14 protein-coding genes and 1 riboswitch are annotated in these 18,056 nt (G+C 71.4%); of the genes, 6 read left to right on the forward strand and 8 right to left on the reverse strand.

All coding sequences use genetic code 11. The features are described from left to right. The coding region (locus tag ACN260_RS00005; RefSeq protein WP_422756881.1) for a sulfite exporter TauE/SafE family protein at positions 1-542 on the reverse strand (542 nt) is incomplete at its 3' end. Positions 543-771: 229 nt separating this feature from the next. Between ACN260_RS00005 and ACN260_RS00010 the strand changes: the two genes are divergently transcribed. After that, entirely contained in the window at positions 772-1,551 is a 780-nt protein-coding gene (locus tag ACN260_RS00010; RefSeq protein WP_422754194.1) for an endonuclease/exonuclease/phosphatase family protein, read from the forward strand. A 15-nt stretch (positions 1,552-1,566) separates the two neighbouring features. Here the strand turns inward: ACN260_RS00010 and ACN260_RS00015 are convergent, their stop codons facing one another. The 3 genes from ACN260_RS00015 to ACN260_RS00025 all read right to left on the reverse strand — a co-directional run bounded on the left by ACN260_RS00015 (position 1,567) and on the right by ACN260_RS00025 (position 5,118). Next, complete coding sequence (locus ACN260_RS00015) at positions 1,567-2,463, reverse strand: bifunctional 5,10-methylenetetrahydrofolate dehydrogenase/5,10-methenyltetrahydrofolate cyclohydrolase (RefSeq protein WP_422754195.1); 897 nt, start codon at positions 2,461-2,463, stop codon at positions 1,567-1,569. A gap of 13 nt (positions 2,464-2,476) precedes the next feature. After that, positions 2,477-2,558: riboswitch (ZMP/ZTP riboswitch) on the reverse strand. Between the two features lie 94 nt (positions 2,559-2,652). Beyond that, on the reverse strand, positions 2,653-3,543 hold the full coding sequence (locus ACN260_RS00020; protein WP_422754196.1) for a hypothetical protein: 891 nt from the start codon (positions 3,541-3,543) through the stop codon (positions 2,653-2,655). 75 nt (positions 3,544-3,618) lie between these two features. Next, a complete protein-coding gene (locus ACN260_RS00025) occupies positions 3,619-5,118 on the reverse strand; it encodes a PLP-dependent aminotransferase family protein (protein ID WP_422754197.1) in 1,500 nt (499 codons plus the stop codon). Positions 5,119-5,160: 42 nt separating this feature from the next. Between ACN260_RS00025 and ACN260_RS00030 the strand changes: the two genes are divergently transcribed. Then, on the forward strand, positions 5,161-7,053 hold the full coding sequence (locus tag ACN260_RS00030) for a hypothetical protein (protein ID WP_422754198.1): 1,893 nt from the start codon (positions 5,161-5,163) through the stop codon (positions 7,051-7,053). On the opposite strand, the gene ACN260_RS00035 is transcribed toward ACN260_RS00030, so the two are convergent. The 4 genes from ACN260_RS00035 to ACN260_RS00050 form a co-directional block, all read right to left on the reverse strand. Then, entirely contained in the window at positions 7,003-8,043 is a 1,041-nt protein-coding gene (locus tag ACN260_RS00035) for a tyrosine-type recombinase/integrase (RefSeq protein WP_422754199.1), read from the reverse strand. The two genes, ACN260_RS00030 and ACN260_RS00035, sit on opposite strands and share 51 nt — an antisense overlap. A gap of 372 nt (positions 8,044-8,415) precedes the next feature. Continuing rightward, positions 8,416-9,333, reverse strand: coding sequence for a low temperature requirement protein A (locus ACN260_RS00040; RefSeq protein ID WP_422754200.1), 918 nt, complete (start codon positions 9,331-9,333; stop codon positions 8,416-8,418). A 233-nt stretch (positions 9,334-9,566) separates the two neighbouring features. Continuing rightward, a complete protein-coding gene (locus ACN260_RS00045; protein ID WP_422754188.1) occupies positions 9,567-10,991 on the reverse strand; it encodes a ricin-type beta-trefoil lectin domain protein in 1,425 nt (474 codons plus the stop codon). Between the two features lie 239 nt (positions 10,992-11,230). Further along, positions 11,231-12,289, reverse strand: coding sequence for a polysaccharide deacetylase family protein (locus ACN260_RS00050; protein ID WP_422754189.1), 1,059 nt, complete (start codon positions 12,287-12,289; stop codon positions 11,231-11,233). Positions 12,290-12,517: 228 nt separating this feature from the next. On the opposite strand from ACN260_RS00050, the gene ACN260_RS00055 reads away from it, so the two are divergent. The 4 genes from ACN260_RS00055 (at position 12,518) to ACN260_RS00070 (ending at position 17,889) form a co-directional block, all read left to right on the forward strand. Next, positions 12,518-13,207 carry a histidine phosphatase family protein gene (locus tag ACN260_RS00055; protein WP_422754190.1) on the forward strand — a complete coding sequence of 230 codons (690 nt, stop codon included), beginning with the start codon at positions 12,518-12,520 and terminating at the stop codon, positions 13,205-13,207. A 393-nt stretch (positions 13,208-13,600) separates the two neighbouring features. Continuing rightward, positions 13,601-15,070 carry an endo-1,4-beta-xylanase gene (locus tag ACN260_RS00060; RefSeq protein WP_422754191.1) on the forward strand — a complete coding sequence of 490 codons (1,470 nt, stop codon included), beginning with the start codon at positions 13,601-13,603 and terminating at the stop codon, positions 15,068-15,070. A 133-nt stretch (positions 15,071-15,203) separates the two neighbouring features. Further along, a complete protein-coding gene (locus ACN260_RS00065; protein ID WP_422754192.1) occupies positions 15,204-16,745 on the forward strand; it encodes a cellulose binding domain-containing protein in 1,542 nt (513 codons plus the stop codon). A gap of 370 nt (positions 16,746-17,115) precedes the next feature. Further along, positions 17,116-17,889 carry a hypothetical protein gene (locus tag ACN260_RS00070; RefSeq protein ID WP_422754193.1) on the forward strand — a complete coding sequence of 258 codons (774 nt, stop codon included), beginning with the start codon at positions 17,116-17,118 and terminating at the stop codon, positions 17,887-17,889. Positions 17,890-18,056: the final 167 nt, after the last annotated feature.

Consider the following 18,056-nt stretch of genomic DNA (forward strand, 5'->3'; position numbering starts at 1 on the left):
AACCCGAACACCACGAGCGCACCCAGATTCGTACCCGCGTTCACCACCTTCGCCATCGCCGAGGCATGCACGAAATCCGACCCCAGAACCGCCGTGAACGCCAACACCAGGAACGTGCCCGTACCCGGCCCGATCAACCCGTCATACAGAGCGATACCCAGACCCGCCACCCCCACCGCCACCACCACCCGCACCGGCGTGCGCCGCTGCGGTGCCGCCACCACACCCAGCGACGGCCGCGCCAGCACGAACACCGCCACCGCCACCAGCACCACCAGCACCACCGGCCGGTACACGCCACCCGGCACCGCACCCGCCAACGCCGCACCCAACCCCGCCGTCAACACCGCCAACCCGGCCGCCGGCCCCGCCACCGCCCAGTCCAGCCTCGTCCGCCGCGCATACGTCACCGCCGCCGTCGACGTACCGAAGATCGCCGCCACCTTGTTCGTCCCCAACGCCGTCGCCACCGGCACCCCCGGCGCCGCCACCAACAACGCCGGCAACAACAACAACCCACCCCCACCCACCACCGCATCCACCCACCCCGCCAGGGCAGCCGCAGTCAGCAGAGTCGTCAACGACACAGGATCCACGGCCGGCCATTCTCCCCGCCCCACCCGGCCACCCACCCGCCCAGGTGGCCCACCTCACCGCCCACGCCGCCGCCGCAACCACACCCCCACCACACCCACCGCCACGAACACCAGCACCGAACAACACAGCAACTTGATCATCCAGCAACTGTCCCACGCCACGTAGGGTGCACACGTGCGCCTGGCCACCTTCAACCTGCTCCACGGCCGCTCCCTGACCGACGGACTCGTCGACCCCGACCGGCTCACCGCCGCCGTCCACGCCCTCGACGCCGACATCCTCGCCCTCCAGGAAGTCGACCGCGACCAGTCCCGCAGCGGCCACCACGACCTCACCACCATCGCCGCCCACGCCCTCGACGCCCCCGAACACCGCTTCGCCGCCGCCGTCGTCGGCACCCCCGGCGAACACTTCCGCCCGCTGCGCCACGACGACGACGGCCACGGCGAACCCTGCTACGGCATCGGCCTGATCAGCCGCCACCGGGTCCGCAGCTGGCACGTCACCCGCCTCAACCCCGCACCCGTACGCTCACCCCTCTACGCCCCCGGCCCCGGCGGCGGCCTCATCCTCCTGCGCGACGAACCCCGCGTCGTCCTCGCCGCCGTCCTCGACACCCCCCACGGCCCCCTCACCGCCGCCGCCACCCACCTGTCCTTCGTCCCCGGCTGGAACGCCTACCAACTCCGCCGCGTCGTGCGCGCCCTGCGCGCCCTACCCGCCCCCCGCATCCTCCTCGGCGACCTCAACCTCCCCGCCGGCCCCGCCCGCCTGCTCACCGGCTGGCAACCCCTCGCCCGCCACCCCACCTACCCCGCCACCGCCCCCCGCGTCCAACTCGACCACATCCTCGCCGACCCCCACGACCGGCACCGGCTACCCCCGGTCACCGCCACCGCCACCCCCCGCTCCACCATCTCCGACCACCGCCCCCTCGTCGTCGACCTCGGCTGAACCGCCCCCACCCGGTCACCCCCGTCCCACCGCCCGCTGCGCCGCCCGCAACGCGTTACGGAACAACATCGCCACCGTCGTCGGACCCACCCCACCCACCCGCGGCGTGATCGCCCCCGCCACCCGCGCACACGACTCGTCCACATCCGGCAACAACCGACGACCCTCATACCGCACCCCACCACCCACCACCACCGCACCCGGGCGCACATGCTCCGGCCGCACGATCCCCGGCACCCCCGCCGCCGCCACCAGGATCTCCGCCCGCCGCGTGTACCGCGGCCAGTCCGCCACCCCCGTGTGCACCACCGTCACCGCCGCGTTCGCCGTCGGCCGCTTCTGCGCCAACAACATCGCCAACGGACGCCCCAACGTCGCACCCCGACCCAGCACCACCACCTCCCGCCCCGCCACCGGCACCCCGTGGAACGCCAACAACGCCTCGATCCCCGCCGGCGTACACGGCAACGGCCCCGGCAACCCCAACGCCAACCGGCCCATGTTCACCGGATGCATCCCGTCCACGTCCGAATCCGGATCCAACACCTCCAACGCCCGGTCGTAATCCAGATGCCCCGGAACCGGATGCTGCACCAACACCGCGTGCACCCCGGCGTCGTCGTTGAAATCCCGCAACACCCGGTGCAGATCGGCCTGCGACGCCGACCCGGGCAGCCGCACGTGCGGCGACGCGAACCCCAACTCCGCCGCCTGGCGAGACTTGATCCGGATGTACCCGACGCTCGCGTCGTCGTCACCCACCAGCACCGTCGCCAACGCCGGCACCACCCCGGCCGCCCGCAACGCCGCCACCCCCTCGGCGACCTCGGCGAGAATCCGCTCCGCCACCGGCCCACCCGGCAACAACCGGGCCGTACCGGACATGGGGGAGAAGGACGAGGAAACAGACATGACCCACCTCGACCACGGAGGCCCAGGCGGTCGACCCCCGCGACGAGCTCCCCGATGGTTGACCCATCCCCGTGCCGCCAGTCGCATCCACCACCACCATGCCACAAACCCGCCGCACACACCGCCCGCCACCACCACACGCGCCGGGCCCGGCCGCCACACGACGACCGGGCCCGGCTGACCGACCCGCTACGAGACCGTGATCTGCGCGACCCCACCAGCCGGATTGCTGATGATGCCGACCATCGACCGGCGACACGACCCGATGAGCGGATCGTTCGCACACCCCGGGGCGCTGTAATCCACCGCCACCACCTGGATCCGATGATTGGCCACCGTCGGCGAGTAGTTGAACGGCGAACCCACCGGACAACTACTGCCGCTCCACTGCGAACCCAGCAGACCCAGATCCGTCCAGACACCCCCGGCATCCATGTCGTTGATCCAGATCCGCAGCGGCCGCCGGTCGTTGTGACAGTTGTACGTCAACAACGTCCGCACCCCGGTCACCCCCGAATCCGGCGGCGTGACCATCGCATCACCCGACCAGATCAGATTGACCCCCCACGGCCGACTGCCGTACACCACATAGTCGTTACGGCTGCGGTTGAACAACGCCTGACCACCCGCCGTGGTGATCAGATTCCACTCGTACACCGCGGTGGCCGACCACACCAGGTCGATGCCGTAACTCTGCGCACCCCACCGCAGGTAACCACCGCCCGGAACCCGCAACGCCACCTTCGTGGTGCTCGTGATCGGCGCATTCGTCGGCAGACCCTCCCCGTACACCTCCCACCGGGAATTCGGCCAGTCGGTCCAGTTCAGATTGATGCCGTAGTCGCGCTCCGCATACCGCAGCGCCTTCAGACCATTGCTCTGGTTACGCATCGGGCCGTACCCACCACTCCACGTCGGCAGGCCCTCCCAGTCGACGACCGCACTCGGCGGCGCCGCCGCCGACACACCCGACGCCGGAACCGCCGACACACCCGACCCGGCCGACGCCGGCACCGCACCGGTCAACCCGGCGAGGACCACCGCCACCACCAGGCAGAGCACTCTGTGAACACGGGACATGTCTCCTCCGAATCAAGACACCAGCACGGACACCCCTAACGGCGTTCCACCCCGTGCCATCCCGTTCCACCTCCCTCAGTACGCCGCACCCACCTCCTCCGGCGCCCGCCGCGCCATCGCGGCCAACAACGCCACACTGCCCCGCAACGTCTCCACATCCGGCGACGACGTCGACAACCGCACCGCATCCGGCACCGGCACCCCCACGACCGCATAGTCGGCCGCCGGACTGATCACCACCCGCTGCCGGGCCGCAGCGGACACGAACGCCCCCGCCGACCACCCACCCGGCAACCGCCACCACACGTGGTACGACCCAGGATCAGCACGCACGTCGAACCCGGCCAACACCTCCGCCACCACCGCCTGCCGCAGCCGCGCATCCTGCTGCTTGAGCCGCACGATCCGCTGCGCCGTACCATCGGCCAACACCGCGGTCGCACACGCCAACGCCACACCCGGCACCCCCCACGTACCGGAACGCACCGCCGCCGCGACCCGCCCGCTCAACCTGGCCGGACACACCAGCAAACCCAGATTGAGCCCCGCACCCACCCGCTTGGACAAACTGTCCACCAGGATCGTCTGCTCGGGAGCATGCGCGGCCAACGGCAACTCCCCGTCGCACAGAAACGAATTGATCCGGTCCTCGATCGCGACCAGACCCAACCGCGCGAGCCGCCCACCCAACTCGGCCCGCCGACCCGCCGACATCGTCATCCCCAACGGATTGTGCAACGAGGGCTGAAGGTAGACCGCCGCGAGCGGAGCCCGACGATGCGCCTGCTCCAACGCCGACCCACTCAACCCCTCCCCATCCATACCGATCGGCACCAACGTCACACCGTGCCGCGCCGCGATCGTCTTCACCACCGGATACGTCAACTCCTCCACCCCGAGCCGCTGCCCCGGCGCCACCAACGCCACCATGGCCGCCGCGATCGCCTGCCGCCCACTACCGGTGAACAGCAACCGCGCAGGATCCACCACCCACCCCGGCCGAGACAGGAAGGACGCACCGACCCGCCGCGACTCCCGCGTCCCGTCCACCGGCACCGGATGCATCGCCGCCTCCAAGCCCGCCGGCACCAGCACCCGCCCCAACGCCCGCGCCACCATCGACGACTGCCCCGGCAACACCGGAAAGTTGGCCTCCAGATCGACCAGGCCCACATCCCCCGACCACACCGAGGAATCCGCCACGAACGTGCCCCGCCCCACCGCCCCGGCCACCAGACCCCGCCGCGCGAGCTCCTGATACACCCGAGCCGCCGTCGACACCGCCATACCGTGACGCCGGGCGAACTCCCGCTGGGGGAGCAGCCGCTGCCCCGGCCGCATCCGCCCCGACCGAATGTCGGCCGCCACCGCATCGGCCACCAGCCGGAAATCGTCGCGCACCGTCACCCTCACCTCCACCGGACCAGGCACACCCACGCCCCCGCAGCGCCTCCGATCAATCCGACCACAACCTCGGTGCAATAAACAGACGCCCAACCACGGAAAACCCCCGAATGTCAGATTCCCGGCCGCAGACGCCGTTGACGCCACCAACCAAACCGATGCGAGACTCACCTCAATCACCCCATTGACTCGGTTCATTGAGAGGTGTGACCCGTGAGGACACCCACCACCACCCACCCGACCGAACTGCTCCGCCGCGCCACCGACGCCCTGTGGACCGACGGCGACCTCACCACCAGCCGCATCCACTTCGACGCCGCCTACCGCGCCGCAGAAGCCGCCGACGACCACCACACCCGCACCCTCGCCGTCACCGGCATGGGCGGCCTCTGGGTCCACGAACACCGCACCACCAGCGACGCCACCCTCCTCCTCCACCGCCTCCACCACGCCATCGCCACCACCGACCCCCACACCCCCCTCGGCATCCGACTACGCGCCCGACTCGCCGCCGAACACGACTACCGCACCGCAACCCACACCGACACCCTCACCCTCGCCACCCAGGCCCGCACCACCGGCGACCCCGTCACCATCACCGAAACCGCAAGCCTCGCCCACCACTGCCTCCTCGGCCCCGACCACACCCGACTACGCCACGAACTCAGCCAACACGCCCTCACCGCAGCCCTCGCCACCGGCCGCCGCAGCGACCTCCTGGTCGCCCTCCTCTGGCGCACCGTCGACCAGTTCCTCGACACCCACCCCCAAGCCGAACGCAGCCTCACCGAACTCCACACCCACCTCACCCACCGCGACCACCTCGCCGTGTCCTACGTCGCCCACGCCATCGACGTCATGCTCACCATCCGCGCCGGCAAACTCACCGAAGCCCACGCCCGCGCCGCCACCTGCGCCCAACGAGGCATCACCGCCGGCGACGCCGACACCACCGGCTGGCACGGCGCCCACCTGACCACCATCGCCTGGTACCAAGGCCACCTCGCCGACCACCTCCCGACGCTGCGCGAACTGGCCGTCTCACCCACCCTCAGCGCCGTCGACCACTCATACCAGGCAGCACTCGCCGTCGCCTCCGCCCTCGCCGGACACCGCCGCGAAGCCACCGCCGCCCTCGCCCGCCTCCGCCAACCCGACCTCACCACCCTGCCCCGATCCAGCAGCTGGCTCGTCACCCTCCACGGCATCGTCGAAGCAGCCCACCTCCTCGACGACGGCCACCTCGCCACCGAGGCCTACAACCTCCTCACCCCCTACGCCGACCGACCCATGCTGGCCAGCCTCGCCATCACCTGCTTCGGCAGCACCCAGCACGCCCTCGGCACCGCCGCCCTCACCGCCGGCGAAACCGACCGCGCCATCACCCACCTCCACGCCGCCGTACACGACAACCTCAGGCTCGGCCACCTCCCCGCCGCCACCCTCTCCCGCGCCCGCCTGGCCCAGGCCCTCGACCAGCGCCCCGGCCAACACGACCGCCGAGAAGCCGAACGACAACGCCACCTCGCCCACACCGACGCCACCGAACTCGGCATGACCCTCCCCACCCCACCACCACGCCCCCGCACCCCCCACCGCCCACACATCCGGTGCCACCGCCACGGCCGACACTGGCAGCTCAGCCTCGGCCACCGCACCGCCACCATCGACGACTGCGTCGGCGCCCGATACCTCGCCACCCTCATCGCCAACCCCGGACACGACATCCCCGCCATCCAGCTCGCCGGCGGCACAGCACCCACCACCGACCACCAACCCGTCCTCGACGACACCGCCAAACGGGCCTACCAGCGACGACTCCGCGACCTCACCGCCGCCATCGACGAAGCCGACGACGCCCACGACCCGCGCCGCGCCGAACAGGCCCGCACCGAACGCCAGTGGCTCATCGACGAACTCGCCGCCCACACCGGACTCCACGGTCGCGACCGCACCTTCACCGACAACACCGAACGGGCCCGCATCGCCGTCGGCAAGGCCATCCGCCGTGCCCTGGACCGCATCACCATCAGCGACCCCGTACTCGGCGACCACCTACGCACGACGATCAGCACCGGCACCCGCTGCTCCTACCGCCCGAGCTGAACCCGACACCAACCCCACCAACACCCGGTTCGTCCGGTTCGACCGCACCGCCGCCCGCTGCTGACCCGCCGTCACCTCGATGTACGTCTGCGACGACGCCAACGACGCATGCCCCAACAACCGCATGATCTCCGCCGCCCCCGCCCCGTCCTCGGCCAACCGGGTGGCGAACGTGTGCCGCAACGCGTGCAACCGGGCCCCCGCCGGCACCCGGTCGGTGATCCCCGCCCGCCGGTAACAGGAATCCACGAGATACTGCAACCCGCCCCGCCGCAGCGGCTCACCCCGCCGGTCCACCAACAACACCCCGTCCCGGCGTACGCTGCGCGCCCCGAACCGCCGCCGCCGACTGTCCAGGTAGGCCGACACCACCTCGTCCAGCTCCGGCTCCACCGGCACCACCCTCGGCCGGCCACCCTTGCCGTCCACCGCCACCCGCCGCTCACCGACCCGCCCCGACACCGACGACACCCGCAACGCCAACAGCTCCGCCAGGCGCAGCCCCGCGCACAACGCCAACGCCAGCACCGCCACGTCCCGCTCCGGCCACGGATCGCGCTGCCGCGCGTCCTCCCGCGACACCGATTCCAGGAGCACCTCCGGCGTGTCCTCACCCCGCAACGGCTTGGGCTGGGGGAGCGGGGTACGGGGACGCCCCACCGCCGGCATCGGGTTGCCCGCCACCACCTGCTCGGCCACCAGGAACGAGAAGAACCCGTTCCAGCTCGACCAGGCCCGGTGCACCGACGCCGCCGCCCGGGGCGCGGCGAACCGGGCGAACGCCGCCCGCATCAACCGCGGGGAGAGAGCGGAGATCGTCAGCTCGTGGGGGGACAGGGGAGGGGTGCACTCCTCGCCGGCCAGCGCCGCGACGGTCCGCAGATCCCGCCGGTACGCCTCCTGGGTGTGCGGTGAGGGTTTGCGGGCGGCGCGCGCGGTCAGGAACTCCTCGATGAGCAGCCCTACCGATTCGTCCTGTTTGTCATGCATAAGGGATATTATGCAGCTTTCTCGGGTTGTCGGCGACCGAGGGGAGGGGAGCGACGTCAGGCTGCTCCGCGGTGCGTGCGGACCGGGTCGCACCCGCCGACATCGCCCACGCTCTCGGCGGAGCACCAGCGCGTGGGGTCCTACGGCTGGACGTTGGTCCGGTCGGCAGTGGAGGCCGGCCATGCGCGGCCAACTGGCGCGTCCTGCCGCCTGGAAGACCGACGGCTCGCCCGTGGGGCCGGCGGCGGTGCGACCCCGCTGCTGCGGGTTTCCATCGCGCGGGTGTGAGAAGCAGCGGGGCGTGGCTGTGGAGACGGGCAGTCCGCCACCCGGGGGTCCGAATGCCGGCAGGGGCCCCTCTCCCGGTCAACTTTACATAATGTACATTATCGAATCGAGGCCATGGTGGTGGCGAGGGCGGTCGGGTGACCGTTTGCTCACCACGATGACCCGGCAGCCGCCGGGTCGACGGTCTCGGGGTCGGTGCCGGCGAGCACGCTCGATGATCACCTTGGCCAGGTCGAAGTAGCTCCACCACAGCGCGAAGACCACGGTGATGCCCAGCACGGCCCCGACGGCCAACTGTGAGGTCACCGGGCGGTCCACGCCGAGCCCTTCGCTGGCGCCGATCGAGATGATCGTCTCGCCGAGCGCGATGAGCACGATCAGGGCGTGCCGTTCGGCCAGGTGCCACGGCGAGACCACCCGCCAGCCGCCCCTGCTGGCCACCACGAGGATGAGAGAGTCGATCAGCAGAGCGCCCGCGAACAGCGCCACCTGCACCAGGGCGGCGTCGACGGTCGTCGGCAGCAGGGGTGGCACCAGGGCGGAGGCGAGCAGCACCAGCCCACCGGTGATGAAGATCAACCAGGCGGCGACCACCGACCGCCGTCCGCCCTCGCCCCGGTGGCTGACGAACGTGAGGACGACCATGGTGACCGCCCGGATCAGCAGGTATCCACAGATCAGCACCAGTGGGCCGGGTAGCCCGCCCGGACGGTCGGTGAACGCCTCGGGTATCGCGACCCCGATCACCAGCAGGGCGGCGGCGATGCCGAGCATGATCGGGGGCATGATCCCCCGGTCGAGGTGCACCACGTTGCCGAGCCAGACACACGGCGTCCAGCAGTGCCAGATGAGCAGGACCACGAGCGCGCCCTGGACCAGCCCGAGCGGGCTGAAATGCTCACCCATCAGGGTGGTGACGGCCAGGAACGCGAACACGAAGAGCAGATCGACGAAGAGTTCGACCCAGCTCACATCGCCGATGGCCTCAGGGTCACGGGCCACCAGACGCCGACCCCCGGCCGTCGGGTGTGGCGCGGGATCATCCCTCCGCACCCGATAAGCCTCGCAAACCGGACACGGCTTGTCCCGCCAACGTCGATTAGCGCAGCGAACGGTCGGAGCCGAGCGGACGTCACCTCCGCCGCGTACGCCACCGGGGGCGGGCCGGTGCCTCCCCGGGTGTGGGAGACACCGGCCCGGTCCGCGTGGTGCGGGAGCGGTCGCCGCTCGGGCCGTCAGGTCAGGGGCGTCAGGGTGAACCGCTGGTTGGTCTGCCCGTGACAGTCGTAGAGCTGGACCTGGGCCCCGTTGGCCGTGCTCCAGACGTCCAGGCACCGCCCGGACTGCACGCTGCTGACGGTGCCGTTGGCGTTGATGTTCCACTGCTGGTTGGTCTGGCTGTGGCAGCCGTAGATCTGGACCGCCGCACCGTTGCCGGAGCCGGCCGCGTCCAGGCACATGTCGCCGTACACCCGGAGTTGTTTGTTCGTGGTGTACGTCCACGACTGGTTGGCCTGCCGGTTGCAGTCCCACAACTGCACCCGGGTGCCGTTGGCGCGGGAGGCGTTGGGCACGTCGAGGCACCGGTTGGACTGCGCGCCGACGATCAGGCTGGCCGCGCCGGGCGGGTTGCTCGGCGGCGGCGTGGTCGGTGGCGGGGTGGTCGGGATCGGCGGCGGGGTGTCCGACGGGATCGGCGGCGGGGTGGTCGCCGTCGGCGGCAGCAGCGGGCAGGTGCTGCGGTAGCTGACCACGCCGTTGTTGTCCGCCAGCGGGCAGAGGAACTGGCTGTACCGGGCGTCGTTGTCGACGAACATCTTGAGGAACGGCAGCATGGTCCGGATCAGCACCGGGTTCGACCGGCCGACCATGAACCCGTGGTCGGCCCCCGCGACCTCCAGGTAGGCGCTCTCGGTCGTGGCCGGGAGGCTGTTGTACAGGCCGGAGGCGTAGGACGGCGTGACCACCGTGTCCGCCTGCCCGGCGAAGACCATCGTGGGCACCCGGTCGTTGGCCAGGTTCGACGACGGCGAGTACGGCGCGATGCCGACCGCCGCCTTCAACGCAGGGCGGCGCAGGGCCGCACTGAGTGCCCCGCCGCCACCCATCGAGTGACCGGAGACGGCCAGCCGGTTGGGGTCGATCCGGTCCCGGACCGGGCTCTGCTGCACCAGGTAGTCCAGCGCGGCGAGCAACTGGGTGCCCCGGGCGGTGTCGAAGTCGTTGCGGCTGTTGGTTTCGATCCCGATCACCACGAAGCCGTGCGAGGCCAGCCACGGCCCCATCCAGGCCAGCTCGACGGAGAACAGCGCGGTGTAACCGGGTGAGATGGCGACCGCTCCGAAGGTGCCCTGGCTGGTGTCGGTCGGGTAGTAGATCCGGCCGCCGTTGAAGCCGTACCCGGTCGGGACGGCGACCGAGGTGTTGGCGAACGGGCCGGTCACGGACGCGACGCTGCTCCGGGTCGGGTCCGGGCCCCGCTGGTACGGGTTGTCGGCGGCCGACGCCGTCCCGGTCGTCACCGTCATGGTGAACAACCCGACGACGGCGGCGGCGATCCCGGCCGCGGCGAGCGTGACCAGCCGGCGTCGCCGACGGGGGGAGACCCGGGCCGGGCGGGGCTGTGCCGGGGGCGGGGAGTGCGGTGCGTGTCCTCGCACTGTCGGTACCTCCTGGTGGTCGGTGGTGGTGGGTGGCCCGTGCCGTGCTGTGAACGTTCACTTCCATCGATGGATTTCAGGTTGGCAGGTAATCCCGGGGTTTTCAACCGGTAGTTTCGAGCAGGTGACCCGATAGTTTCGGGTCACCGCGCCGGGCGGTTACGCACCGGCCCTCCCCGGACGCCGTGACGTCCGGGGAGGGCCGGTGGTGGGGGCCCCGTCGGGTGGCCGCCCGTCGCTCAGCCGGTGGTGCAGGAGCGGATCTGCGGCCGGGCGCTGCTGTTGCCGTTCATCATCGTGGTGAAGCCGAAGGTGTTGCCGCTGCCGTTGGACCGCATCGTCATCACGTAACCGGAGCTGTCCCAGCTGGGGGTGCCGTTCCAGGTGGTGTTGACCCGCTGCGGCGCGGTCAGCGCCACCACCACCGTCCAGTTGCTGCCGCCCTGGACCGTCACCGAGGTGTTGTACCGGTCGCCCCACACGTTCGGGTACGTCGCCGTCGCGGTGCACCCGCCACCGGCCGGCGGGGTGGTCGGGGTGCCGGTGGGCGGGGTGGTCGGGGTGCCGGTCGGCGGGGTGCCGTCCGGGGCCACCGCCCGGCCGGTGCTCGGCGAGATCATGCCCGGGCAGAGGCCCCGGCTGTTCAGGTTGGCCATGATCTGCGGGATCGCGTCGCGGGTGTTCTGGATGCCGTCGTGCATCAGGATCACCTGGCCGTTCTGGAGCCGGCCCGCGTTGGAGACGATCTGGCTGACGCTCGCGCCGTTCCAGTCCTGGGAGTCGACGTCCCAGATCACCTGGCGCATGCCGAGCGACGAGGCGACCGACTGGAGGGTCGAGTTGGTCTCGCCGTACGGCGGGCGGAACAGTTGCGGCCGTACGCCGGTCGCCGACTGGATCGCCGAGTTGGTCTGGGAGAGGTCGGACTGCATCTGGCTCTGACCCATCGAGGTCATGTGCGCGTGGTTCCAGCTGTGGTTGCCGATCCACATACCGGCGTCGACCTGGGCCCGGGCGGCGGACGGGTTGCCCTGCACGTTCTGCCCGACGTTGAACATGGTCGCCCGGACGTTGTTGGCGCGCAGCACGTTCAGCAGCGCGCCGGTGCTGCCGGTCGGGCCGTCGTCGAAGGTGAGACCGACGTAGCCGTTGCAGGCGGCGGCGCTGGACGGGGTGGCGGAGACCGCGACGCCGACGGCGCCCAGCGCCACGGTGGTGGCGAGCACCGCCAGCCGGACGGTCAGGCGGGAGGCTCGGGAGCGGGACGGGTGACCGGAGCCACCGGTGCTGGAGATCATGCGCAGGTCCTCCTGGGGGTGGTGCTGCCTGGGAATGCGGGGTTCTATCGAGATGCGTTGATGTCGCTGTGGATCGGAGTATTGCAGCGGCATTTCGAACGCGTCAACGACTTTCGGAAACTTTCGGAAACGTGTCAGATTCGGGCCGCCCGGTACCGCCGTCGTGACTGGCAGAGCGCCCCGCCGCCCGGGGTCGCTCCGTGCCGGCTACTGCCGGACAGTGGAACCGTGGACACCGTCGCGGAGCTGACCATCGTCCGGCACGGGCAGAGCGTCGCCAACGTCGCGTTCGCCGACGCCCACGCCCGGGGTGTCGCCACCCACGGGCTCACCGGGCGCGACGCCGACGTCCCGCTGTCACCGCTGGGCCGGCGGCAGGCCACCCGGCTCGGCCGCTGGCTCGCGGCGCAGCCCGCCGACCGACGTCCCGACCACGTGGTCTGCTCGCCGTACCGGCGGGCCCGGCAGACCTGGGCCCGGGTGGCGGACACCGCCGCCGACCTCGGCGTCACCCCGGTCGACCTCGACGGGCGGCTGGTCGACCGGCTCATGGGCGAGCTGGAACTGCTGACCCCGCTGATGATCGCCGAGCGGTTCCCCGCCGAGGCGGCCCGGCTCGCCGCCGACGGCCTCTACGCCTACCGGCCACCCGGTGGCGAGACGTTCGACGACGTCGCCGCCCGGGTCCGTGCCGCCCTGGCCGACCTGCACCGCCGGCACGCCGGCCGCCGGGTGTGGGTGGTGGCCCACGACGCCGTGGTCGTCGCCGCCCGGCACGTCCTGGAGGGGCTGTCGTTCGCCGACCTCGACGCGATCCTCGCCACCACCCCGGTCGCCAACACCTCGCTCACCCGCTATGCGTTCACCCACGGCCGCCTCGACCTCGTCGAGTTCGCCGCCGTCCCGCACACGCCGTGACCGGGTCGGGCCACGACCGGACGGCGTCGGGCACCCCGGCCGGCCGGGCGAACGCCGCCCTTGCGTGGTCGGGCCGTCGAGCAGGGTCCACCCCCGCCGGACCGGGCCGGACACCTGTCGCAGATCGAATCCATTCGATATAGCATCACGGCAGGGCAGCGTCACCCCGCACGGGCGTAGGGCGCGGAGTGTTCGCCATCCACCTGTCGGACCGGGCAGCCGACCGGTGGTCACCGATGAGGGCGCGGCCGGATAGACACCGGCTCGACGTCCCCTGTGACGTGCTGGTCCCGCCGCAGGCGCGGTGTCCCGGTCGTCGATCCCACGAGCGGTCGACCGGTCGCGTGCCCGTCCGGCGGTGACCGGACGGAACACCGAGGAGGAAACGCACAGATGAACGACGTACCCGCTCGACCGCAACGCCGTGGCAGGAGGGCCACCCGGCTGCTGCTGGGTGGCGCCTGCGCCCTGGCGATCACCGTGTCGTCGATGGCCGTGGCGACCCTGGCCCACGCCGACCTCAGCGGACCGCCCGGGACCACGCTGAAGGCCGCCGCCGAACGCAGCGGCCGGTACTTCGGCGCCGCCATGGGGTCGGACCGGCTCAGCGACTCCGGCTTCCTGAACATCGCCGCCCGCGAGTTCGACATGATGACGGCCGTCAACGAGATGAAGCCCGACGCGACCGAGCCCAACCCCGGGCAGTTCGACTTCAGCAGGGGCGACGCGATCTACAACTGGGCCACCCAGCGCGGCATGCGGTTCCGGGGCCACACCCTGGCCTGGCACGCCCAGCAGCCGAGGTTCTGGGGCAGCCTGAGCGGCAGCGCCCTGCGACAGGCGATGATCAGCCACATCAACGGCGTGATGGCCCACTACAAGGGCAAGCTCTACGCCTGGGACGTGGTGAACGAGGCGTTCGCCGAGAACGGCAGCCGACGGTCGTCGAACCTGCAAGCCACCGGCAACGACTGGATCGAGGTGGCGTTCCGCACCGCGCGGGCCGCCGACCCGTCGGTCCAGCTCTGCTACAACGACTACAACATCGAGAACTGGACGTACGCCAAGACGCAGGGCGTCTACAACATGATCAGGGACTTCAAGGCGCGGGGCGTGCCGATCGACTGCGTCGGTCTACAGACCCACTTCACCGGCGGCAGCTCGCTGCCGGGCAACTTCCAGCAGACGCTGTCCAGCTTCGCCGCCCTCGGGGTGGACGTGGCGCTGACCGAGGTCGACGTCACCAACGCCTCGACCAGCCAGTACCAGGGCCTGACCCAGGCGTGCATGAACGTCCCGCGCTGCGTCGGCATCACCACCTGGGGCATCCGGGACAGCGACTCCTGGCGGGGCAACGAGAACCCGCTGCTGTTCGACCGCAACAGCAACCCGAAGCCGGCGTACACCGCCGTCCTCAACGCGCTCAACTCGGCCTCCACCACGGTCCCGGGGACCTCGACCCCGCCGCCCACCACCCCGCCGACGACGCCACCGACCACGCCGCCGACCACCCCACCGACCACCGCTCCGCCGACCACGCCGCCGCCCACCGGACAGCCGGGCGGCTGCACCGCGACGTACCGCACGGTCAGCAGTTGGAACGGCGGCTTCCAGGGTGAGGTCGTCGTGGCCAACACCGGCTCCGCCGCCATCTCCGGTTGGACGGTGCAGCTGACGCTGGCCGGCGGGCAGACCATCGCCAACGTCTGGAACGGCAGCAACACCGGCACCAGCGGCACGGTCAGCATCCGCAACGCCGCCTACAACGGCTCGGTGAACCCCAACGCCTCGACCACCTTCGGGTTCCTGGTCAACGGCAACAGCAGCACCGCGCCCGGCAACCTCTCCTGCACCAGTTCCTGACGGCTGGTGCGGCGCGCCGCCGGCCGGGCCCGGAGCATCCGCTCCGGGCCACGGTCGGCGTCGCGCCGCCGGTGCGATTCTTGCCGATGCTTCTGCCTGTTCCCGGGGCGGCGGAGTCACTTGACTCATGGTCATGACGCAAACCTGGAACGCGACCCGCCGCTCGGTGGTCGCCGGCGTGCTGCTCGGCACCACGGTGGTGGTCGGTCCGCTGACGGCACCCTCGAATGCCGCCCCCAGCCAGCCGTTCGGCACGTCGGCGACCGCGCCGACCGCCGAGAACGACCGCTCCATCCTCGACCTGATCCCGGCGCAGGCCCGGGACCGGATGCTCGCCCAGGCCCCGCTGGTCGACGCGGCCAACGTCGTGCGCACCGCCGTCGAGGCCGGCGCGCCGCGTGGCTACGCCGGCATCGGACTGGTGGACGACCACGTCACCCTCTGGTGGAAGGGCACCCTGCCCGGTGAAGTCGCGGCGGCGGTGGCGACCGCACGCCGTACCGCCCCGGTGGAGGTCGTCGGGGCCACGTACTCGCGCACCGAGTTGAAGAAGGCGGCGGCGAAGATCACCCCCGTCGTCGACGCCGACCCGAAGGACGCCGCGCACGCCGTCCGGCTGCGGACCGACGGCTCCGGGATCGAGGTGGCCGTCGACCCGAAGATCAGCGCCAGGCAGCCGAAGCTGCCGGCGACCGGGGTCAGCACCCGCACCGTCGTCCGCCAGCGGATGGTCGAGCGGTCCCGGTACAACGACTCCGCGCCGTACGACGGTGGGATCGGCATCGGGCTGACCACCTACGCCTGCACCGCCGGCTTCGGCGTCCGCAACCACACCACCAACGTGGGCTACCTGCTCACCGCGGAACACTGCGGCCCCATCGGTCAGCCCTGGCACGTCGGTTGGAACACGAACACCAACACCGGCACGCTGATCGGCTACGGGGTCGCCAGCAACGACGACCACGACACCATGCTGGTCTCCACCTCCTCGCCGGGCAGTCACATCTACGTCGGTGGGCAGAACGACGAGGTACGCGCCCAGGTGACCGGCTGGACCGAGGTCTTCCCCGGGCAGCTGCTCTGCCAGTCGGGGTACACCTCGGCCGGTGAGATCGGCGGGCCGGTCTGCAACCTGCGGGTCGACTTCCACTACGACGACATCGAGGACCTCGTCGAGGCCACCCAGCTCGACGGCGACGAGTCGGCCCGGGGCGGCGACAGCGGCGGACCGGTCTACTACGTCAACGCCAACGGCACCGTCCTGGCGGCGGGCACCACCACCCGGTCGGCCGGTCCCGGCTTCGGCTTCCAGGACTTCGCCACCGCCCGGGACGACTACGGCGACATCCGGCCGGCGACCGCCCTGGCGAGCACCTGCCGGGTGTCGTACGTGGTGACCAACTCGTGGGGCACCGGCTTCAACGCCAGCGTCACCGTCTACAACGACGGCCCGGCCGTCAACGGCTGGTCGCTCGGCTGGACCTTCCCCGGCAGCCAGCTCATCCAGGGGCACTGGAACGGTGTCTTCCAGCAGACCGGCGCGGCGGTCACGGTGGGCAACGAGAGCCACAACGCCAGCATCCCGACCAACGGCGCGGTGAGCTTCGGCTTCACCGCCGACGGTTCCCCCGCCGTCCCGGTGCCCTTCACGCTCAACGGCACCACCTGCAACTGACCGGCCCGGCTGCGGTGGGACGCCGCAGCGGATGAGCACCTGAGGGCCCCGCCGGGCTGACCGGCGGGGCCCTCAGCCGTGCTGCCGGTCAGCCCGGCCGGCCGCCTCGCCGGGATGAGCTGTGCTGATGGTTGTCGATATTGCTAGGGCGGGACGGCCGTGCTGGAATGGCTCACAGCACCGCAGCACGGGGGCAACCGCGCTGGGGAACCGGTGTACGCGGGAGCAGCGCGGTGCCGGCCGCACGTCGTCTCGGCCGGCGCGTGCCGTACGCCGGGCCACCGCCACGACGCCGGGCCGTCGACCCGCCGGCCGGCAGTTCCACCGGCCCGCCCACCCGGCAGCGACCACCCCCTCATGGAGGACGACCATGCGCAGTTCCCTCGCGGTACTCACCGCGGCCCTGATCCTCGGCGTCACCGCCGGCAGCGTCCCGGCCGGTGTCTCGGACGCCGCCCCGCGCTCGTGCCACCGCGACCTGTTGTTCTGCGAGGACTTCGAACACCTGCCGCCCGGGGGCCCCAGCACGCTGAAGTGGGGCGTCGACACCCGCCACGGCTCGCTCACCGTCGAGCGCGCCAGGCACGGCAACCAGGTGCTGCACGTCCGGACCGTCGACAACGGCCGGGCCTTCCTGCGCGTCGACGACTTCGCGGCGCCGGGCAACCGCTTCTACGGCCGGATGCGGCTGCGCGTCGACGCGTTCCCCACCGCCCCGGACTGGGCGCACTTCACGCTGGTGGAGGCGACCGGCAGCGGCAGCTCGGAGGTCGTCCGCCCGATCGGCGGCCAGTACGCACCCACCGTCCCCGGCACCTTCTGGGGGGTGGGCGCGGACGGCGGCCCGACCGGCGACTGGACCAACTGGCGGGAGTCGGCCCCGGTCACCGAGGACACCTGGCAGTGCTTCGAGTGGAAGCTCGACCCGACGGACAACCGCGTCGCGGTGTGGATCGACGGGGTGGCGAACCCGGAGTTGACCGCCTCCACCACCGACCACGGCGGCAACGACGTCCCGTTCGTCCTGCCGGCGGTGGACACCGTGAAGATCGGCTGGCAGCTCTACCAGGGCGGCACCACGCCCAGCGAGTTCAACCTCTGGATCGACGACATCGCGCTGTCCACCAAGCGGCTCGGCTGCTGACGACCGGTCGCGGCGACCGCCGACGGGCGGACCGGCCGGGGACCGATCGGTCCCCGGCCGGCACCGTCCGATCCGGAGGGTCGGGGCTCCGGTTCCGTGCCGGAGCGGGTTTCCCGACCGGGGCGACGGGGGTAGAGACGGCACCGTCCGTCAGCCCACCGTCGAGG

This window comes from Micromonospora sp. WMMD708 (assembly GCF_049315245.1).
Taxonomy (GTDB): Bacteria; Actinomycetota; Actinomycetes; order Mycobacteriales; family Micromonosporaceae; genus Micromonospora; species Micromonospora wenchangensis.

What these genes read in the sequence shown, in the direction of transcription:
- ACN260_RS00035 (WP_422754199.1), bottom strand. Translation starts at nt 8,043, where the DNA reads ATGCATGACAAACAGGACGAATCGGTAGGGCTGCTCATCGAGGAGTTC.
- ACN260_RS00020 (WP_422754196.1), bottom strand. Translation starts at nt 3,543, where the DNA reads ATGTCCCGTGTTCACAGAGTGCTCTGCCTGGTGGTGGCGGTGGTCCTC.
- ACN260_RS00015 (WP_422754195.1), bottom strand. Translation starts at nt 2,463, where the DNA reads ATGTCTGTTTCCTCGTCCTTCTCCCCCATGTCCGGTACGGCCCGGTTG.
- ACN260_RS00060 (WP_422754191.1), top strand. Translation starts at nt 13,601, where the DNA reads ATGAACGACGTACCCGCTCGACCGCAACGCCGTGGCAGGAGGGCCACC.
- ACN260_RS00070 (WP_422754193.1), top strand. Translation starts at nt 17,116, where the DNA reads ATGCGCAGTTCCCTCGCGGTACTCACCGCGGCCCTGATCCTCGGCGTC.
- ACN260_RS00050 (WP_422754189.1), bottom strand. Translation starts at nt 12,289, where the DNA reads ATGATCTCCAGCACCGGTGGCTCCGGTCACCCGTCCCGCTCCCGAGCC.
- ACN260_RS00065 (WP_422754192.1), top strand. Translation starts at nt 15,204, where the DNA reads ATGACGCAAACCTGGAACGCGACCCGCCGCTCGGTGGTCGCCGGCGTG.